The organism is Nocardia spongicola, assembly GCF_047200775.1.
In the GTDB taxonomy this organism is placed as follows: domain Bacteria; phylum Actinomycetota; class Actinomycetes; order Mycobacteriales; family Mycobacteriaceae; genus Nocardia.
This window is the reverse complement of sequence record NZ_JBJZOO010000011.1, coordinates 1-17846: the sequence shown is the minus strand read 5'-3', so window position 1 is coordinate 17846 and position 17846 is coordinate 1. Positions and strand designations below refer to the sequence as shown.

General features: G+C 65.3%; 14 protein-coding genes and 1 tRNA gene. 9 read left to right on the top strand and 6 right to left on the bottom strand.

Translation table 11 applies throughout. The annotated features are described in order from the left end of the window. Positions 1-6: 6 nt before the first annotated feature. Complete coding sequence (locus ACL02S_RS18240; protein WP_412803652.1) at positions 7-1197, bottom strand: aminotransferase class V-fold PLP-dependent enzyme; 1191 nt, start codon at positions 1195-1197, stop codon at positions 7-9. Between the two features lie 186 nt (positions 1198-1383). On the opposite strand from ACL02S_RS18240, the gene egtA reads away from it, so the two are divergent. The 4 genes from egtA (at position 1384) to egtD (ending at position 6080) form a co-directional block, all read left to right on the top strand. After that, positions 1384-2730, top strand: a complete 1347-nt coding sequence (egtA, locus tag ACL02S_RS18235) for an ergothioneine biosynthesis glutamate--cysteine ligase EgtA (protein ID WP_412803651.1) — start codon at positions 1384-1386, stop codon at positions 2728-2730. Between the two features lie 114 nt (positions 2731-2844). Further along, positions 2845-4191, top strand: a complete 1347-nt coding sequence (gene egtB, locus ACL02S_RS18230) for an ergothioneine biosynthesis protein EgtB (protein ID WP_412803650.1) — start codon at positions 2845-2847, stop codon at positions 4189-4191. Between the two features lie 90 nt (positions 4192-4281). After that, complete coding sequence (gene egtC, locus ACL02S_RS18225) at positions 4282-5091, top strand: ergothioneine biosynthesis protein EgtC (protein ID WP_412803649.1); 810 nt, start codon at positions 4282-4284, stop codon at positions 5089-5091. Positions 5092-5108: 17 nt separating this feature from the next. Then, positions 5109-6080, top strand: a complete 972-nt coding sequence (gene egtD, locus ACL02S_RS18220) for an L-histidine N(alpha)-methyltransferase (protein WP_412803648.1) — start codon at positions 5109-5111, stop codon at positions 6078-6080. A 24-nt stretch (positions 6081-6104) separates the two neighbouring features. Here the strand turns inward: egtD and ACL02S_RS18215 are convergent, their stop codons facing one another. The 5 genes from ACL02S_RS18215 to ACL02S_RS18195 all read right to left on the bottom strand — a co-directional run bounded on the left by ACL02S_RS18215 (position 6105) and on the right by ACL02S_RS18195 (position 9895). Beyond that, entirely contained in the window at positions 6105-6749 is a 645-nt protein-coding gene (locus tag ACL02S_RS18215) for a DUF2461 domain-containing protein (RefSeq protein ID WP_412803647.1), read from the bottom strand. 162 nt (positions 6750-6911) lie between these two features. Next, positions 6912-7172, bottom strand: coding sequence for a hypothetical protein (locus ACL02S_RS18210; protein WP_412803646.1), 261 nt, complete (start codon positions 7170-7172; stop codon positions 6912-6914). A 97-nt stretch (positions 7173-7269) separates the two neighbouring features. Continuing rightward, positions 7270-8250 carry a ribose-phosphate diphosphokinase gene (locus ACL02S_RS18205; RefSeq protein ID WP_412803645.1) on the bottom strand — a complete coding sequence of 327 codons (981 nt, stop codon included), beginning with the start codon at positions 8248-8250 and terminating at the stop codon, positions 7270-7272. Further along, on the bottom strand, positions 8247-9737 hold the full coding sequence (gene glmU, locus ACL02S_RS18200; RefSeq protein ID WP_412803644.1) for a bifunctional UDP-N-acetylglucosamine diphosphorylase/glucosamine-1-phosphate N-acetyltransferase GlmU: 1491 nt from the start codon (positions 9735-9737) through the stop codon (positions 8247-8249). The genes ACL02S_RS18205 and glmU overlap by 4 nt, the downstream gene beginning before the upstream one ends. 87 nt (positions 9738-9824) lie before the next feature. Further along, a tRNA-Gln gene (locus ACL02S_RS18195) sits at positions 9825-9895 on the bottom strand. Positions 9896-10305: 410 nt separating this feature from the next. On the opposite strand from ACL02S_RS18195, the gene ACL02S_RS18190 reads away from it, so the two are divergent. The 5 genes from ACL02S_RS18190 to ACL02S_RS18170 form a co-directional block, all read left to right on the top strand. Further along, positions 10306-10920 (top strand): TetR/AcrR family transcriptional regulator, encoded by a 615-nt coding sequence (locus tag ACL02S_RS18190; protein ID WP_412803643.1) that lies wholly within the window; start codon positions 10306-10308, stop codon positions 10918-10920. 180 nt (positions 10921-11100) lie between these two features. Next, positions 11101-11748, top strand: coding sequence for a TetR family transcriptional regulator (locus tag ACL02S_RS18185; RefSeq protein ID WP_412803642.1), 648 nt, complete (start codon positions 11101-11103; stop codon positions 11746-11748). Positions 11749-12402: 654 nt separating this feature from the next. Further along, on the top strand, positions 12403-16014 hold the full coding sequence (gene mfd / locus ACL02S_RS18180) for a transcription-repair coupling factor (protein ID WP_412803641.1): 3612 nt from the start codon (positions 12403-12405) through the stop codon (positions 16012-16014). 89 nt (positions 16015-16103) lie between these two features. Then, positions 16104-16805, top strand: coding sequence for a nucleoside triphosphate pyrophosphohydrolase (locus tag ACL02S_RS18175; RefSeq protein WP_412803736.1), 702 nt, complete (start codon positions 16104-16106; stop codon positions 16803-16805). A 192-nt stretch (positions 16806-16997) separates the two neighbouring features. Beyond that, positions 16998-17846 (top strand): IPT/TIG domain-containing protein (locus tag ACL02S_RS18170; RefSeq protein WP_412803640.1); only part of this gene is annotated, 849 nt, incomplete at its 3' end.

Here is a 17846-nt window from a genome sequence, read left to right as displayed (position 1 = left end):
GGAGTATCAGCTCTCCAGCTTCGCGACGGCTTCGACGAATCGGTCGAGTTCGTCGAAGCCGACGAAATAGTGCGGTGAGGCGCGCACAATCGATGTGAGGCCACGGGCGGTCATGTCCAGCAGGGTCGAACCCGCGTGACTGGCCGTGACGGTGATGTCCTGCGTCAGCAGCCGGTCGCGTACCTCGACGGCATCCATACCGTCGACGGTGAACGACACGATGCCACTGTGCCGGACGCCGATATCGCGCACCGTCACACCGGGAATCTCCGGCAGTGCCTTACGTAGGTGCTCGGCGCGGGCCGCGATGGCGGCGTAGACGTTCTCCTGGCCGAGGTCGAGCAGATACCGCACCGCGGCACCGAGCCCGAGTCGCCCCGCCACACTGCACTCCCAGAACTCGAAGCGAGTGGCATCGGGCGCGAGCCGGTACTCGTCCGGACCGGTCCACTCCGCGCTGTGCAGGTCGAGCCTGCCCGGTTCCATGGACTGTGCCAGCTCGGGTCGTAGATACAAGAATCCGGTGCCGCGCGGGCCGCGCAGCCATTTGCGACCGGTGGCCGACAGCGCGTCGACGCCGAGTTCGGCCACATCGAGGGGGAGCTGTCCGGCGGACTGACAGGCGTCGAGCAATACCAGCGCACCGACCGAGTGCGCGATCCTTGTCGCCTCGGCAGCCGGATTCACCAGGCCGCTATTGGTCGGCGCGTGTAGTACCGAGACCAGCTTGACTCGCTCGTCCACCTGCGCGGCCAGCGCGTCGAGATCGATCTGTCCGCTGCTGTCGCTGGGGATCTTCTCCACTATCGCCCCGGTGGCGCGGGCGCGTTGTATGGCGGCGATGGCATTGCTGGCGTAGTCGGCTTCGGAGATCAGGACACGGTCGCCAGCGGTCAAGGGGACAGAGTAGAAGAAATCCGTCCAGGAGCGGGAGGCGCCATCGCTGAGCGCGATGCTGGTCGGCGCGGCATTGATCAACGTGCCGATAGCGGACTTGACCTCGGCGAGCTCATCGAGACGCTCGTTCGCGGCCCGGTAACCGCCGATCTCGGCTTCGCGGCGCAGATGCTCGATGACAGTATCGGTAACGATCCGAGGCGGAAGCGATGACCCGGCGCTATCGAGGAAAACGGGGCCGGGTCCGGTCCCGTTCGCGCATCCGGGTGTTTCGGCTCGTACGCGATGTTCGTCCAGCATATCGCCGACCCTATCGGGTGGTCGCTTCGATCTCCTACCGATTTCCTGTCGGTCCACATGGCTAGGCTGAGAAGATCGTTATGGGTGCACTAGGCCGATGGCGGTGGGTCGGCGGGGAATACGGCCGGTCCGCATGGTGATAACCGAAGAACAGTGGACACATTCCGGACGCCGGTGGAGGTTGGCATGGCGGTCACGCTCGAGAGTCCCGAGTCTGTCGGTTGTGCCACTGCGCGGGGGGAATTGTCCTCCCGCGCAGTGGCGGAGGCGTACATCGGGGGTGTGTGTTTCAAGCTCGGACCACCCACCCTGATCGGCGCCGAACTCGAATGGCTCACGGTACAAGGGGAGCGCTCGGCGTCCGGCCCAGCGGCGGCCCCGCGTCCGCAGCTCTCGGTGCTGGCGGACGCTCTCGGACCTTACGCACCACGGTCCATCGCTCCCGATTCGCCCGCGCTTCCTATGCCGGGCGGCAGCCGGGTCACTCTCGAACCCGGTGGCCAGATCGAACTCTCCAGCGTTCCTTGCGGTACTGCCGCGCACTTATGTGATCGGCTGCGGGAGGACGCCGGTCTTCTGCGAGAACTTCTCGAATCCCGTTCCATCCGCACCGTTTCCGTCGCGGCTGATGCCGATCGGAGGCCTAAACGGTTGCTCCAGCTGCCGCGTTACCGTGCGATGGAGCAGTCTTTCGGCGGTATCGGACCGTTCGGCAAGTTGATGATGTGTAATACCGCGGCCACCCAGGTCAGTGTCGACGCGGGTAGTGACGAGGCGGAGGTCGCCGCGCGCTGGACCGCGCTGTATGCGATGGGACCCGCGCTGCTGGCAGCCTTCGCCTGTTCCCCGGTATTGCGCGGCGCACCGCCAGGGGCATGGGCATCGCAACGGATGCGGGCCTGGCTGCGGTTGGATACCACGCGCACTCGCCCGCCGGTGCTGGACTGGGCCGATCCGGTGGCCGGATACGGCAGGTGGGCGCTGGATGTACCGCTGCTGTGTGTCCGTGGTGTCGATGGCGCCGCCGTGCCGGGCGGTGACCCCGGCAGGGGATGGTCCGCGCCGCCTGGCGCGACTTTCGCGGATTGGCTGTCGGGGGCGCTGGACGACGAGGTGGGGCGGCGTCCCGATACCAGCGATCTGGATTATCACCTGACCACGTTGTTCCCGCCGGTGCGGGCCTCGGGTCATCTGGAGGTTCGATATATCGATGCCCAGCCAGGCGACGGGTGGACAGTTCCGGTGCATGTGATCGACGCGCTGATGTCGGCTCCGTCGGTGGTCGCCGAGGCGAGTGTGCTCGCCGCGCCGCTCGTCGGCCGCTGGGTCGATGCCGCGCGCTACGGTTTGGCCGATCCCGGTATCAGGGCCTGTGCCGTCGCCTTGTTGCGGTTGGCGGCCGCACACGCGACAACCGAGCACGCGGCCCGTGCGATCGAGTCCGCCGCCGAACGATGTCTCCGTGGTCGCACTCCGGTCGAGGCCTACACCGATAGCAGTGGCCGGGCGCAGCCGCCGGGTGCCGAGACATGACCCCGCTGGAGCGTATCACGGTCCGAGCGGCTGGAAGAGCCGAATCCCTTGTGGCCATAACGTTTTCCATGGACACATCGAAGCCGATCATCACGAACCCCGCAGAGGTATCCCGTGCCCACTTCACCCCAAGCACTTACCGACCATTCCGGCACCGAACAGCTACGGGACCGGATCGCCGAGGTACTCACTCGCGCCAGGCAGCGCACCCTCGCTCTCACCGACTGCGTCGACGAAGCCGATTTGGTGGCTCAGCATTCCCGCTTGATGAGTCCGCTGGTCTGGGACCTCGCCCACATCGGTAATCAGGAGGAACTCTGGCTGGTTCGCGATGTCGGCGGCCGGGAACCGGTGCGCGCCGACATCGACGAACTCTACGACGCCTTCAAACACGCCAGGGCGAACCGCCCCGCGCTGCCGCTGCTCGACCCGACCCAGGCCCGTGGCTACGTCGGTACGGTGCGCGACAAGGTATTCGATGTGCTGGAGCACAGCGAATTACGGGGAAGTTCGCTGGTCGAGGGCGGCTTCGCATTCGGAATGATCGCCCAGCACGAGCAGCAACACGACGAGACCATGTTGGCGACCCACCAGCTACGCGCGGGTGCCGCGGTACTCACCGCGGCACCCGCACCGGCCGCCTCGACGGCCGTTACCGGAGACATCGTCGTTCCCGCGGGGGAATTCACCATGGGCACCTCGACGGACAGCTGGGCACTGGACAATGAGCGTCCCGCGCATCAGGTGTGGCTGCCCGGTTTCGCCATCGATGCCGCGCCGGTGCGTAATGAGCAATATTCGGCTTTTATCGACGACGGTGGTTATGAGCGTCCTGAGCTGTGGTCCGAGCGCGGTTGGGCGCATCGCGTCGAGGCGGGACTGGTCGCGCCGCAGTTCTGGGAGTGCGACCCGGCCGGCCGATGGTGGCGGCGAGTATTCGGCGTGATGACTCCGCTGCGGCCGCATCAGCCGGTTGTGCACGTGTGCTGGTTCGAGGCCGAGGCCTATGCGCGGTGGGCGGGCAAGCGGCTGCCTACCGAAGCCGAATGGGAGAAGGCGGCCAGATTCGATCCGGTGACCGGAGCGACTCGCCGATATCCATGGGGGGACGCGGATCCGGATACGAGTACCGCGAATCTGGGGCAGCGCCATCTCGAACCCGCTGAGGTCGGCGCCTATCCGGCCGGGGCCTCACCGGCGGGCGTACATCAGTTGATCGGTGACGTCTGGGAGTGGACCGCCTCGGGTTTCGAGGCCTACCCCGGGTTCCGCGCTTTCCCGTACCGGGAGTACTCGGAGGTGTTCTTCGGCGGCGACTATCGCGTATTGCGCGGTGGTTCTTTCGGCACCGATCCGGTTGCCTGCCGGGGCACTTTCCGTAACTGGGACCATCCCATTCGCCGTCAGATCTTCGCCGGGTTCCGCCTGGCGCGGGATCTGCGGCCGGGGGAAGCTCAGTGAGCGGATCGCCGGATAACCGGTGGCGGTGTGGCGGCTCTAGCGGCACACCCACCCGCTCGTACCGCACCGCGAGGGCGCGGGCAGGCGCCGGTGTGTAGACATCTCGGTTATCTCGGACCGCCGGTGCGGGTAGGGGAGATACTGACCCGCGGATCACATTCATTGCGCACCCAAGCGTGGGCTCCGCGAGATATGCGCCGCGGCGGCACCATCAATGCCGACGGTTTCGGCGTCGCCTGGTGGTCCGCCGCGGCGGATGATCCGATTACCGTCAGCCGTTACCGCAATGCCGCGCCGATCTGGACCGATCCGGCGGTGGACGAAGTACTCCCGCAACTGGAATCCACCGCGGTACTCGGTGCGGTACGTTCCGCCACGGTCGGTATGCCGGTGGAACGGTCCGCATGCGCTCCGTTCACCTGTGACCGCTGGGCCTTCAGCCATAACGGCGTAGTTCCCGATTGGCGCCGTACTCTGCCCGCTGTGGTCGCGGAGTTCGCCCGTGCCGTCGACGAATGCGGTGCCGAGGAGATGTTCGCCCCGGCCAGGCTGCTCGAGGCCGAGTCGGCCACCGACGCTGCCACACTGTGGGAGGTGCTGCGCGCGCTGCTGGTGACCCTGGCACCGGACCGCGAACGCCAGGCTGTCGCCACGGCATTGCGGATGCTCGTTGCCGCGATCCTCGACAGAGCACCGGACGCCCGGCTGAATTTCCTGCTCTCCGATGGTGCGCAGCTGTGGGCGACTACCTGCCATCACTCATTGTCGGTGCTGGTCACCGACACTTTCGCCATCGTGTCCTCCGAACCGCTCGACGACGACCCGCGCTGGCAGCCGATCCAGGACCACAGCCTGGTGACCGCCGGACCTGGCGCGCTATCGATCGACACTCTCCGCTGATCTGAAAGGTCTATGCCATGCCCGCATCGACGTTGGATATCCATCTCACCGACGAGGACCTGACCACCGCCTTACGCTCGGACGCCGGACTGGGCCTGACCGCGAGCCCGAAGTGGTTGCCGCCCAAATGGTTCTATGACGCCAGAGGCAGCGAGCTGTTCGAACAGATCACCGCGCTGCCGGAGTACTATCCGACGCGTACCGAGCGAGCGCTCTTGGCACGAGTGGTCGATGAGATCGCTCGTACCGCGCAGGCCGAGGTGCTGGTGGAGCTCGGCGCGGGTTCGGCGGTCAAGACCCGGCTGTTGCTCACCGCGTTGAGTGCGCACTCGCCCTTACAGAGTTATGTGCCGCAAGATGTTTCGTCGTCAGCGCTGCGTGCCACAGTAGACGAGGTCGCGGCAGAGTTCCCCTGGCTCGGCGTGCACGGCGTGGTCAGCGATTTCACCGGCACTCTCGATACTTTGCCGCGTGGTGGCCGCAGGATGATCGCTTTCCTCGGCGGTACCATCGGCAATCTGGTCCCCGCGGAACGGGCGGAGTTCCTGGCCGCGATCCACCGAGTGCTCGAGCCCGGCGAGCTGGTGCTGCTCGGTGCCGGGCTGGTCACCGATCCCGAGGTGCTCGTCCCCGCCTATGCCGATGCGGCAGGGGTCACCGCTGAGTTCAACCGCAACGTATTGCACGTACTGAATTCCCGGCTCGGCGCCGATTTCGTGCCGGAGAAGTTCCGGCATATCGCGGTCTGGGACCCGGCACGCGAATGGATCGAGATGCGATTGGAGGCGAGCGCGGAGATGACCGTCACTGTCGCCGAGCTCGGCCTCACCGTGCGCTTCGCCGCCGGTGAGCAGATGCGCACCGAAATCTCGGCGAAGTTCCGCATCGACGGCCTCGACGCCGAACTCACCGCCGCGGGCTTCGCGACCAGGCAGGTGTGGACCGATCCTGATGATCGTTTCGCCCTGGTTCTCGCCGAACGCCGCTGAACGTCTGCGTGGCGGCGGTGGTCCTTACGACGGTCCGCCGCCGACCACGGCGGCCAGCCACTCGATCAGCGGTCGGATCGACTGCCAGGCGGTGCGTACCTCGCGTTCCGTATGCGGTGTGTCCAGCCAGTCAGGCGCGCCGAATTCTTTGCCGCAGGTGAGAGATTTGTGCCGCAGCAGATCAATGCGTGGATGATCGGCGGAGTAGCCCTTGGGCTTGGTCTTCAGCTTCTCGCCGCCGATGACGAAGCCTTCGTCGGTGAGCCTGCCGAGGATTGCCGCGAGCTCGGGACCACGCACATCATCGTCGATGGTGGCGCGCAGCAGCGTGAGCTGACCGGGCGACCCCTGATAGAAGCCGCCGCCGACGAACAACCCGGCGGCGCTGATCTGGACATACCATCCGACGCCAGGCGCGGCGCGCACCACAGCCCCCTGCGCGGTCTTGTACGGTGATTTGTCCTTGGAGAATCGGACATCCCGGTACGGGCGGAAGATCTTGGCCGCACCGAATTCTTCCGTCAGTTCGTCGGTGAGCGCCTTCATCGGGGCAAGGACCGACTCGTCGTAGACCTTCTTGTGTGCGGTCCAGAACACTTTCGAGTTGTCGGCCTCCAGATCTTCGTAGAAGTCCATTCCGGCAGATGGGAAGCCTGTGAATCGGTGCATACCGAGAAATCTACGTCCCGGCTTTCGCGCTGAGCCGGCCAGTGACCGCTGTGCTGGTCATGAAGCCCGGACCACGCCGAGCGCGAAGCCGATCATCATACCGGCCCCCGCCGGTAAGCCCATCGATTGTGCCGATGTGCTGCGTGCCGGGCCAGGTGGATATCAGAGGTCTTTATCGTCGATGATCTCGATCGCGGCCACCTCGGCGGACCTGTCGTCGGCTTCTTCCGCTTCGGCGCGACCGTTGCGTGGTGTCCACTCCTGGTCGAGTTCGTCGCCGATACCGAGTCTGCCGTCGTCCTCGTTCTCCCGGTAGCGGATGTGCAGGTCATCTGGCGGATCCGTGATGTTGCGCTGGTACTCGCGGATCTCGTCGGCTTGGTCGTCATCCCCCATTTCGGCTTCCACAGGATCACGGTTCATAACTCCAGTATCCCGCCGAGAGCCGCTCTGTATGGGCACCGGACACAAAAGAATCGGCTCGGACCGGAGTCCGAGCCGATGTCAGCCGATGAACCTGCTAGGCGTTGCCGTTGAAGAGGCCGGTGACCGAGCCGTTCTCGAAGACCTCGCGGATGGTGCGAGCCAGCAGCGGCGCGATGGACAGCACGGTCAGCTGCGGGAACTTCTTCTCTTCACTGATCGGCAGGGTGTTGGTCACCACCACTTCCTTGGCGCCGCAGGTGGCCAAGCGCTCGGCGGCGGGCGCACTCAGCACACCGTGAGTCGCGGCGATCACCACATCGCCCGCCCCTGCCTGCTCGAGCACCTTGACCGCACCTGCGATGGTGCCGCCGGTGTCGATCATATCGTCGATCAAGATGCAGGTACGACCTTCGACCTCGCCGACAACGCGGTTGGATTTCACCTGGTTGGGGACCAGCGGATCACGAGTCTTGTGGATGAATGCCAGCGGCGAGCCGCCCAGCGAGTCGGCCCACTTCTCGGCGACACGCACCCGGCCGGAATCGGGGGAGACCACGGTGATGTGCTCGAGGCTGTAGTTGCTACGGATGTACTCCGCCAGCTGCAGCTGGGCGTGCATATGATCCACCGGACCGTCGAAGAAGCCCTGGATCTGGTCGGTGTGCAGGTCGACGGTGATGATCCGATCCGCGCCCGCGGTCTTCAGCAGGTCGGCGACCAGGCGGGCCGAGATCGGCTCCCGGCCGCGGTGCTTCTTGTCCTGCCTGGCGTATGGGTAGAACGGCAGCACGGCGGTGATCCGCTTGGCCGATCCGCGCTTGAGCGCATCGATCATGATGAGCTGCTCCATCAACCACTGGTTCAGTGGCGCGGGAAAACTCTGCAGGACGAAGGCATCGGAACCGCGCACCGACTCCTCGAACCGGACGAAGATCTCGCCGTTGGCGAAGTCGCGTGCGACCTGCGGCGTGACCTGGACGTCGAGTTCCTTGGCGACCTGCTCGGCCAGCTCAGGATGAGCGCGTCCCGAGAAGAGCATCAGGTTCTTCTGGTTATCGATCCATGACGCGGTCACTGCTGTTTGCCATCCTTTTGCTCTGTTGCCTGACCCGACATCTCCGTGGTCGCGAGGGCTTCCGCCGCCGCGCGCGCCGCGTCCGTCCCTGGACGGTGTCGCTGCACCCAGCCCGCTATGTTCTTCTGTGGCCCACCGGATACCGCGAGCGCCCCAGGCGGAACGTTTCTGCGCAGTACAGTACCTGCTGCCGTATACGCGCCGTCACCCACCGTCACCGGGGCGACGAACATGGTGTCGCTGCCGGTGCGTACGTGCGAGCCGACCACCGTACGATGCTTGGCCACCCCGTCGTAATTGACGAAAACACTGGACGCGCCGATGTTGCTGTGCTCGCCGATCGTGGCGTCGCCGACATAGGTCAGATGCGGCACCTTGGAGTGCGCACCGATCGAGGCGTTCTTGGTCTCCACGAAGGCGCCCAGCTTGCCGGACTCGCCGACCACCGTGCCTGGGCGCAGATAACTGTACGGGCCGACCGTCGCGTTCGGCCCGATGGCGGCGCCGTCACCATGGGTGCGTAGCACCCTGGCGCCGTCGCCGACGATGACATCGGTGAGTGTGCTGTCCGGTCCGATCTCGGCGTCCTCGCCGACAACAGTGTTGCCGAGTAGCTGCACACCCGGTCGAAGCACCACATCCCTGCCGATCCGCACACTGACATCCACCCAGGTGGAGGCAGGGTCGATGATCGTGACGCCGGCCCGCATATGCCGCTCCAGGATGTAGCGGTTGAGTGTGTGTGTCGCCGCGGCCAGCTGAACCCGGTCGTTGACGCCGGTGACCTTGGCCGCGTCGACCAAGCGTGCGCCGTGCACGGGGTGACCCGCTTCACGTGCCAACCGGAGCACATCGGTCAGGTACAGCTCATGCTGTGCGTTGGCGGTGGACAGCCTGCCGATCATGGTCCGCAGGACGGTGGCGTCGAACACGTACACGCCGGAGTTGACCTCGGTGATCGCGGTCTGTTCCGGGGTGGCGTCGGCATGCTCGACGATCTCGGTCAGCTGTCCGTCTTCGTCGCGGACGATGCGGCCGTATCCGTTGGGGTCCTCTGGCACGAAGGTCAGGACGGTGACCGCGGGACGTTCGGCGTAGCTGCGGTGTTCCTCGAGCAGCGCCGCGAGCGTGTGCCCGTCCAACAACGGCACATCGGCTGAGGTGACCAGTACATCCCCGGTGAAGTCAGTTGGCAGGGCGGTCAGCGCGCATTGCACAGCGTGCCCGGTGCCGAGCTGCTGGTCCTGTACGGCCGGGATGATCTCACGGTCCAGATCCACGGCCACCTCGGCCGCCGCGGCACCGACTTGTTCACGATGGTGTCCCACCACGGTGATGAGGTGTACGGGGTCGATCTCTTTCGCCGCATGCAGCGCGTGCGCCAGCATGCTGCGGCCGGCCAGTGAATGCAGCACCTTGGGGGTCTTCGACCGCATTCGCGTCCCGGCACCGGCTGCGAGAACGACGACGGCGGTCTGCTGTGGCATGGATCTCCCTCGGCTGCCTGTCATCCTGCGGATCTTCTTGTGCTGGTCGACGCTACGCGGGCCGACGATAGTCACTGTGCTCTCGAGCTCCGCCGCCAGGACTCGAACCTGAACTATCTGAACCAAAATCAGAGGTGCTGCCATTACACCACGGCGGATTGCCACACCGGCGGTTCGGGGGAGCGCCCGCCACTGTGTCACGGCACGAGGAAGATCCTCGCATGCCGAAGCGCCATTAGTCGAACCGATCCGCGGATCGGTTCGGAGATTCACCTCACCGCAGGCCTCCGGATAACGTCCGGCTTCCTCCAGGCTATCTCGAATACGCGCCGTGAGGTGTGCCTCCTGGCTCCAGTAGCGCGTGTCCGGTCCAGCGGTTACCGAGTGGGGATGTCCTCGCGTATCGCGCACTGCTCGGCCACCGTGGCCTGCGTCGCAAAAACAGAACGAGGGTCGATCGGGAGTGTCGTCGATCGGTCTGGAAAAGTTGACCATAGTGATAGTCGCGTCCGGGAGAGGAGGTGGAACGGTGTCTTTGAGCGAGTCGCATCGGGTATCCCGTCCGCGAATGACAGGCACTCAGCGACGTAAGCAGTTGATCGAGATCGGTCGAGCGCTGTTCGCCGAACGCGGATACGACGCGACCTCGATCGAGGAGATCGCGCAACGTGCCCAGGTCTCCAAACCTGTGGTCTACGAACACTTCGGGGGCAAGGAGGGGTTGTATGCTGTCGTCGTCGATCGCGAGATGTCGATGTTGCTCGACATGATTACGTCCTCACTCACCCGCAACCGATCCCGGATTCGGCTGGAACAGGTCGCGCTGGCGCTGCTGACCTACATCGAAGAACGAACCGATGGGTTTCGAATTCTGGTGCGTGATCAGCCCGCCGCCGCGGCCGAGGGCAGGTACTCCAGTTTGCTCAATGAGGCGACCAATCAGGTAGCGCATATCCTGGCGGGCGATTTCGAGCGCCGCGGATTCGACACCAGCTTGTCCACTCTGTACGCGCAGGCGCTCGTCGGTCAGGTCGCCACTGCCGCGACCTGGTGGCTCGACGAGCGCAGACCCTCGAAAGAGGTTGTGGCGGCGCATCTGGTGAACCTGTGCTGGAACGGGCTGAGTCATCTGGAAGCCGATCCACAATTGAGCTCGGAATGGCGTGCGGGCACTGGCGAGTGACCCTATTGTTAACCAGCGAATTGCGCGAGAGCTACGGCCAAATGCTCGAATCGGCTGCTGCACGCGCGCCTGGTGGTACGGTTCACCCATCCTTTGGATGCTGTTCGGATGGTGAGTCGGTCAACTTCGGGATGTCGGTCTACTTCAGGATGGCTGGTTTTGGGATGACAGGCGGATCTGATGGCTAGGCAAGCGCGCGCGGAGATTACCCGTGATTCCGTTCTGGCAGGCGCTGCCGATGTCTTTCTACGTTTGGGGTACGCGAACGCGAGCCTGAGCGAGATCATCGCGCAGTCCAATGTGACCAAGGGCGCCTTGTACTTTCACTTCGGCTCGAAAGAAGAGCTGGCCCGCGCCGTGGTCGACCAGGGTAACGAGCGATTGGTCAGCTCATGCCAGGGATTCTTCGATCCCCGGGTACCGGCCCTGGAAGCGTGCATCGGCATCACCTATGTCGTCGCCGACCTATCGATGAACGACCCGATGGTCGGCGCCATGCTCAAGCTGACCCACCAGATCGGTGATTACTGCGGTGCTCAAGGCGACAACATCGCCAAGACCTGGGGCGAGACCTACCGGCTGCTCGCGGAGCGAGCCATCGCCCAAGGAGACCTGGTCCCCGATCTGGACGCGGAGATCATCGGGCTGCTGCTCCAGGAGATGGCCGCGGGCGTGCACATCATCGCCGTCGGTACCGAGACGATCGACCAGATGGCGATCCGGATGGAACGCGCCTGGTACTTCCTGCTCCCGTCGATGGTTCCTCCGGAGAAGCTGTCCTATTTCCGTGAGTTCGCGGCCCGGCGGTTACGCAGGTACGTGCCGTAATATTTGGCCGTGCCTGCGGCCCGGCGTGTTCGGGGCCCTTCGGGGTCTCGCATCCGAGCAACCGAGACTCGCGCCTGCGGCGCATGCGCTTCGGTCGCTCGGACGCGAGACGGGCCGCGAACGGTGCTCGTAAGACGCTGTGTTTGTTTGGCCGCCCCCTCCGGGGCGGCGTGTTCGCGGCCCTTCGGGGTCTCGCATCCGAGCAACCGAGACTCGCGCCTGCGGCGCATGCGCTTCGGTCGCTCGGACGCGAGACGGGCCGCGAACGGTGTTGAGACTGGCGTTCGGCGGGGTAGTTGGGGGGGGCTTAGCCGGTGGGGGTGTGGAGGGGGCGGGTTCGAGGGGGATCGGTCCGGCTTCGCTCAGGCAGGGGGGGTGGGCTGGTGCGGTGGTAGACGTTGGGTGTGGTGCCGGGTGCGGGGGCGGTGAGTGATCGGCATTGTCTTGGGTCAGTGCTGGTGGGGCTGCGGTGAGCTGCGTGGATGTCCTGGGGTTGGGGGTGGTCGGAGGTGCTCGGCGGGGTGGGGCGGTCTGGTGTGTGCTGGGGATCGCGGTGGTGGCACGGGTACAGCAGGTGCGGGGGATGGGGCGCGGAGCAGCACCACTAGACTCGGTTGGCCGCTCGAAACGCCCGCCTGCGCTCAGGAGTTGTCGATGTCCACCCACCGTCCGCCGCTGGCGGGATTGGCCGCCGCGGCCGGCGCGGATGCCGCTTTACGGACCGTCGCGGAGTTGATCGGCACTGCGTCGGTCGAGTTGGTCGCGCCCTCGGCGGCGCGGTCGTTTGTCGCGGCGACGGTCGCGGCCGAGCGACCGCTGGTTGTGGTCACCGCGACCGGCAGGGAAGCCGATGATCTGACCGTTGAGCTGACGGAGATGCTCGGCCCCGCGGTCGCGCAGTTCCCGTCGTGGGAGACGTTGCCGCATGAGCGGCTTTCTCCTGGCGCGGATACGGTCGGGCGCAGGCTGGAGGTGTTGCGCCGGATCGCGCATCCCGGCGATCCGCACTTCCAGGAGCGGCTGCGGGTTGTGGTGACCACGGTGCGGTCGTTGATGCAGCCGATGGCGGCCGGGCTCGGTGATATCGAGCCGATCGCGCTGCGGGTCGGCGCCGAGTTCGTTTTCGACGAATTGCTTACTCGGTTGGTCGAATTCGCCTATGCGCGGGTCGATATGGTGGGTAAGCGCGGCGAGTTCGCGGTGCGCGGTGGCATCTTGGACATTTTCCCGCCGACCGCGGATCATCCGGTGCGGGTGGAGTTCTGGGGTGACGAGATCACCGAACTACGGCCGTTCGCCGTCGCCGACCAGCGTTCGCTCTCCGATGTCACGGTGGATGTGGTTATCGCTTCGCCGTGCCGGGAACTGCTGCTCACCGCCGAGGTACGTGAGCGCGCCGCGGCGGTAGCGGTGGCCAATGCGGCTGATGCGGCGCTGGTGGAAATGCTGGAGAAACTGGCGCAGGGCATTCCGGTCGACGGTATGGAGGCGCTGTTGCCGGTGCTGCAACCCGGCGAACTGCGGCTGCTCACCGATGTGCTTGCCGAGGGCACCCACATGTTGCTGTGCGATCCGGAGAAGATCCGCACTCGTGCGGCCGACTTGGTCCGCACTGGTGAGGAGTTCCTGGAGGCGTCCTGGACGGCGGCCTCCTTCGGTGGCGCCGCACCGCTCGGTGGGCACGGACTCGATCTGGCCGCCTCGGCCTACCGCCCGTTGTCGGAGATCCGTGCGGGCGCCGAGCGACTCGGCTTACCTTGGTGGACGCTGAGCCCGCTCGCTTCCGGTGATCCGGCGGAGGTGGTGTTGCCGGTGCAGTCGGGGCCGGCCGCCCGAGGCTCCGAGGAGCTGGTGGCGACGATTTTCGCCTCGCTGCGCGCGCATCTGTCCACCGGGGGCCGTGCGGTCGTGGTCGTCGCGGGACATGGTACGGCGCAACGTGTTCTGGAGCGGCTGGCCGATGCCGATGTTCCGGCCGCGCCGCTGGAGTCCGCGGCCGAGCCCGCCGAGGACGTGGTCGGCGTGCTGTGCGGTTCGTTGCACGACGGTGTGGTGTTCGAGAATGCCGGATTGGTGGTCGTCGCCGAGTCCGACCTCACCGGGAACCGGGTCACCGCACCTGCCGAGGGCAAGCGGATGCCCGCCAAACGCCGCAATCAGGTCGATCCGCTCGCACTGAACGCCGGTGACATGGTGGTGCACGATCAGCACGGGATCGGCAAGTTCGTCGAGATGATCGAGCGCACGGTGGGCAGCGCCCGCCGCGAGTACTTGGTGATCGAATACGCGCCGAGTAAACGCGGTCAGCCCGGCGACCGGTTGTTCGTGCCGATGGAATCGCTCGATCAGCTCTCCCGCTATGTCGGCGGCGAGATGCCGAGCCTGTCCAAGCTCGGCGGCTCGGACTGGGCCAATACCAAACGCAAGGCGCGCAAGGCTGTTCGTGAGATCGCCGGTGAGCTGGTGCAACTGTACGCTGCCCGCCAAGCTGCGCCCGGCCATGCGTTCGGGCCGGACACACCGTGGCAGCAGGAGATGGAGGACGCGTTCGCGTTCACCGAGACTGTCGATCAGATGACCGCCATCGCCGAGGTGAAATCGGATATGCAGAAGGCGGTCCCGATGGACCGGGTCGTCTGTGGTGATGTCGGCTACGGCAAAACCGAGATCGCGGTGCGCGCGGCATTCAAGGCGGTGCAGGACGGTAAACAGGTGGTGGTGCTGGTGCCGACCACATTGCTCGCGCAACAGCATCTGCAGACCTTCACCGAGCGTGTCGCGGGCTTCCCGGTCACCGTGAAGGGGCTGTCCCGCTTCACCGATCCGGCCGATGCCCGCGCCGTGCTGGAGGGGATGGCCGACGGCACGGTCGATATCGTGGTCGGCACGCACCGGCTGCTGCAGACCGGTGTGCGTTGGAAGGACCTCGGCCTCGTGGTGGTCGATGAGGAGCAGCGCTTCGGTGTCGAACACAAGGAACACATCAAAGCGCTACGTACCCATGTCGACGTGCTCACCATGTCGGCGACCCCGATTCCGCGCACCCTGGAGATGAGCCTGGCAGGCATCCGCGAGATGTCGACCATCCTCACCCCGCCCGAAGAGCGTCATCCGGTACTCACCTACGTCGGCGGCTATAACGACAAGCAGGTCACCGCCGCCATCCGGCGCGAACTGTTGCGCGACGGCCAGGTGTTCTATGTGCACAACCGGGTGTCGTCGATCGACAAGGCGGCCAAGCGGCTGCGGGATCTGGTGCCGGAGGCGCGTGTGGTCGTCGCGCACGGTCAGATGAACGAGGACACGCTGGAGTCCACCGTGCAGGGCTTCTGGCAGCGCGAGTACGACGTGCTGGTATGCACCACAATTATCGAGACCGGTCTCGATATCTCCAACGCCAATACCTTGATTGTGGAACGTGCCGACGCGCTCGGGCTTTCTCAGCTGCATCAGCTGCGCGGTCGGGTCGGGCGCAGCCGGGAACGTGGGTACGCCTACTTCCTGTATCCGCCGGAGAAACCGCTCACCGAGACGGCTTACGACCGCCTGGCCACCATCTCGCAGAACTCCGATCTGGGCGCGGGTATGGCGGTCGCGATGAAAGATCTGGAGATCCGCGGTGCGGGCAATGTGCTCGGCGCCGAACAGTCCGGTCATGTCGCAGGCGTCGGTTTCGACCTCTATGTGCGTCTGGTCGGCGAGGCGGTGGAGGCGTACCGTGCGGCCGCCGACGGTAAACCGATCACCACAGAGGAGGTCAAGGAGGTGCGCATCGACCTGCCGGTCGACGCGCATATCCCGGCCGACTACATCGCCAGCGATCGGCTCCGGCTGGAGGCTTACCGGAAACTCGCCTCCGCTCAGGACGATTCCGCCCTGAATTCGGTTGTCGAGGAACTGCTCGATCGTTATGGACCGCTACCGGTCGAAGTCGGCCGTCTGGTATCGGTGGCCAAGCTGCGGTTGCTCGCTCGTGAATACGGGGTCACCGAAATCGCGGTTACCGGAACGACAGTGAAGATCTCGCCGCTGCATCTGCCCGATTCCAAGCAGATGCGGCTCAAACGTATCTATCCGAGCGCCGGATATCGCGCCACCTCCGGAGTGGTGCAGTTGCCACTGCCGCGGGTGCACGACAGCGTCGGCGCCGACCGCGTCCGCGATGTCGTGTTGCTGCAGTTCGTCGCCGATCTGCTGCTGGCTCTGGACGGAAAGGCACAGGGCGCGGTCGATCTCGCTGTCGCCGCCGAACTGGTGCACCAGTGAGCGCGACCGGCCGCGAGGAGTCGGTGCTGCGGGCCGCGCGGCATCGCGCGGCCCAGCGGACTGCGTCCACCAGGGCGGTCACACCGATGATGGACAGTGGACCAGCCATGTCGGCGGATACGGCGCTGGTCGCGGCCGGGCTGGCCGGTGCCGTCGATGTGATGGACCGGCTCTGGCATTTCGGCGGCTGGGAGGTCACCCAGACCCATGATTCACTGCGCCCCTATCTGCTCGAGGAGACCTATGAGCTACTCGACGCCATCCAGCACGACGACCAGGAAACCATCAAGGAAGAACTCGGCGATCTGCTGCTGCAGGTGCTGTTCCATTCCCGGATCGCGGAAGCCGCGGGCGAATTCACCGTCGATGATGTAGCCGCGGCTCTGGTTGCCAAGCTCGTCAACCGCAGCCCGCATCTCGCCGATACCGGTATCGATACCGCCGCCTCGCAGGAGGAGCGGATCGCCGCGCAGGAACGTGCCTGGGAGGAGCGTAAATCCGCGGAGAAGTCCCGGCGCTCGTGCTTGGACGGGATAGCGATGGCGCAACCCGCGCTCGCGCTCGCCGAGAAGATCGTCTCCCGCAGCGCCAAAGCCGGGCTGCCTGCCGATCTGGTTCCCGAAGCATTGCGCGTTGTTCGGCTCGGTGAGCCGGAAAGTGCTGAGGAACGCCTCCGTAAAGCGACTCTCACCTTCGCCGCCGCCGTCCGCGCGGCCGAGGACGCCGCGGAAAAGGCCAGAGGCGGGCGCCATGCGCTCACCGCCGCGCAGTGGCGTGAGTTCTGGATCTGACGCGATACCGGCGCTGAAGGACTCTCTTTCGACAACGGGCTATAACGAATCGGCAGAGCTATTGCTGTGTCGTTGAATCCAAGGCCTACTGGGTAGGGCAGTGTCATCGTGACGTGTGAACTGGCCATCGCGACGTGAGAACTGATGCCGCAGAGTCTCTTTCGCCCCGTGTAGCTGTTGGAGGACAGTACCATGCCTACGCTCTTCTCGTTATCGCCGGTGTCGGGACCGGAGTCGGGGTTCAACAGTGTGGTGATCACGGGTAGCGGGTTCAGTGGTGTCGGTCCTTTGACCGTGCGTTTCGGAACCACGGCAACGACATTCACCATCGATTCCGATACGCAGATCACTGCGATCGTTCCGCCTGGTACAGGTACGGTGCCGGTCACTGTCACGGCATCGCTCGGAGGTACCAGCAATGCGCTGCCCTATACCTATGGTTCGTTGACGGTCCCCGCCCTGACCGCGATCAATCCCACTCAGGGGCCAGCGGGGACTACGGTCACCCTCACCGGTTCGAATCTGTCGACCGTGACAGCGGTGAATTTCGGTGGTACCCCGGCAGCCTCGTTCACAGTGGTATCGGCGACCCAGATCACCGCGGTGGTGCCGTCTGGTACAGGTACGGTCGCGGTGACCGTCACTTCTCCGGCGGGTACAAGTAACTCGGTGGCCTACACCTATGGTGTGCCCGCCCCTATACTTTTGTCGTTGTCACCGGCGTCGGGACCGGAGTCGGGGTTCAACAGTGTGGTGATCACCGGTAGCGGGTTCAGTGGTGTCGGTCCTTTGACCGTGCGTTTCGGAACCACGGCAACGACATTCACCATCGATTCCGATACACAGATCACTGCGATCGTTCCGCCTGGTACGGGTATAGTGCCGGTCACAGTCGCGGCATCGCTGGATGGTACGAGCAATGCACTGCCCTATACCTATGGGCCGGTGACGGCTCCCACTCTGACCTCTGTTGTTCCCGATTCGGGTCCGGCAACCGGTGGTAATACGGTGACCCTGACCGGTACCGGGTTCACGGGTGCC

Coding starts and splice junctions, on each gene's coding strand:
- ACL02S_RS18240 (WP_412803652.1), bottom strand. CDS start 1,197: ATGCTGGACGAACATCGCGTACGAGCCGAAACACCCGGATGCGCGAAC.
- egtA (WP_412803651.1), top strand. CDS start 1,384: ATGGCGGTCACGCTCGAGAGTCCCGAGTCTGTCGGTTGTGCCACTGCG.
- egtD (WP_412803648.1), top strand. CDS start 5,109: ATGCCCGCATCGACGTTGGATATCCATCTCACCGACGAGGACCTGACC.
- ACL02S_RS18215 (WP_412803647.1), bottom strand. CDS start 6,749: ATGCACCGATTCACAGGCTTCCCATCTGCCGGAATGGACTTCTACGAA.
- ACL02S_RS18210 (WP_412803646.1), bottom strand. CDS start 7,172: ATGAACCGTGATCCTGTGGAAGCCGAAATGGGGGATGACGACCAAGCC.
- glmU (WP_412803644.1), bottom strand. CDS start 9,737: ATGCCACAGCAGACCGCCGTCGTCGTTCTCGCAGCCGGTGCCGGGACG.
- ACL02S_RS18190 (WP_412803643.1), top strand. CDS start 10,306: ATGACAGGCACTCAGCGACGTAAGCAGTTGATCGAGATCGGTCGAGCG.
- ACL02S_RS18185 (WP_412803642.1), top strand. CDS start 11,101: ATGGCTAGGCAAGCGCGCGCGGAGATTACCCGTGATTCCGTTCTGGCA.
- mfd (WP_412803641.1), top strand. CDS start 12,403: ATGTCCACCCACCGTCCGCCGCTGGCGGGATTGGCCGCCGCGGCCGGC.
- ACL02S_RS18175 (WP_412803736.1), top strand. CDS start 16,104: ATGGACAGTGGACCAGCCATGTCGGCGGATACGGCGCTGGTCGCGGCC.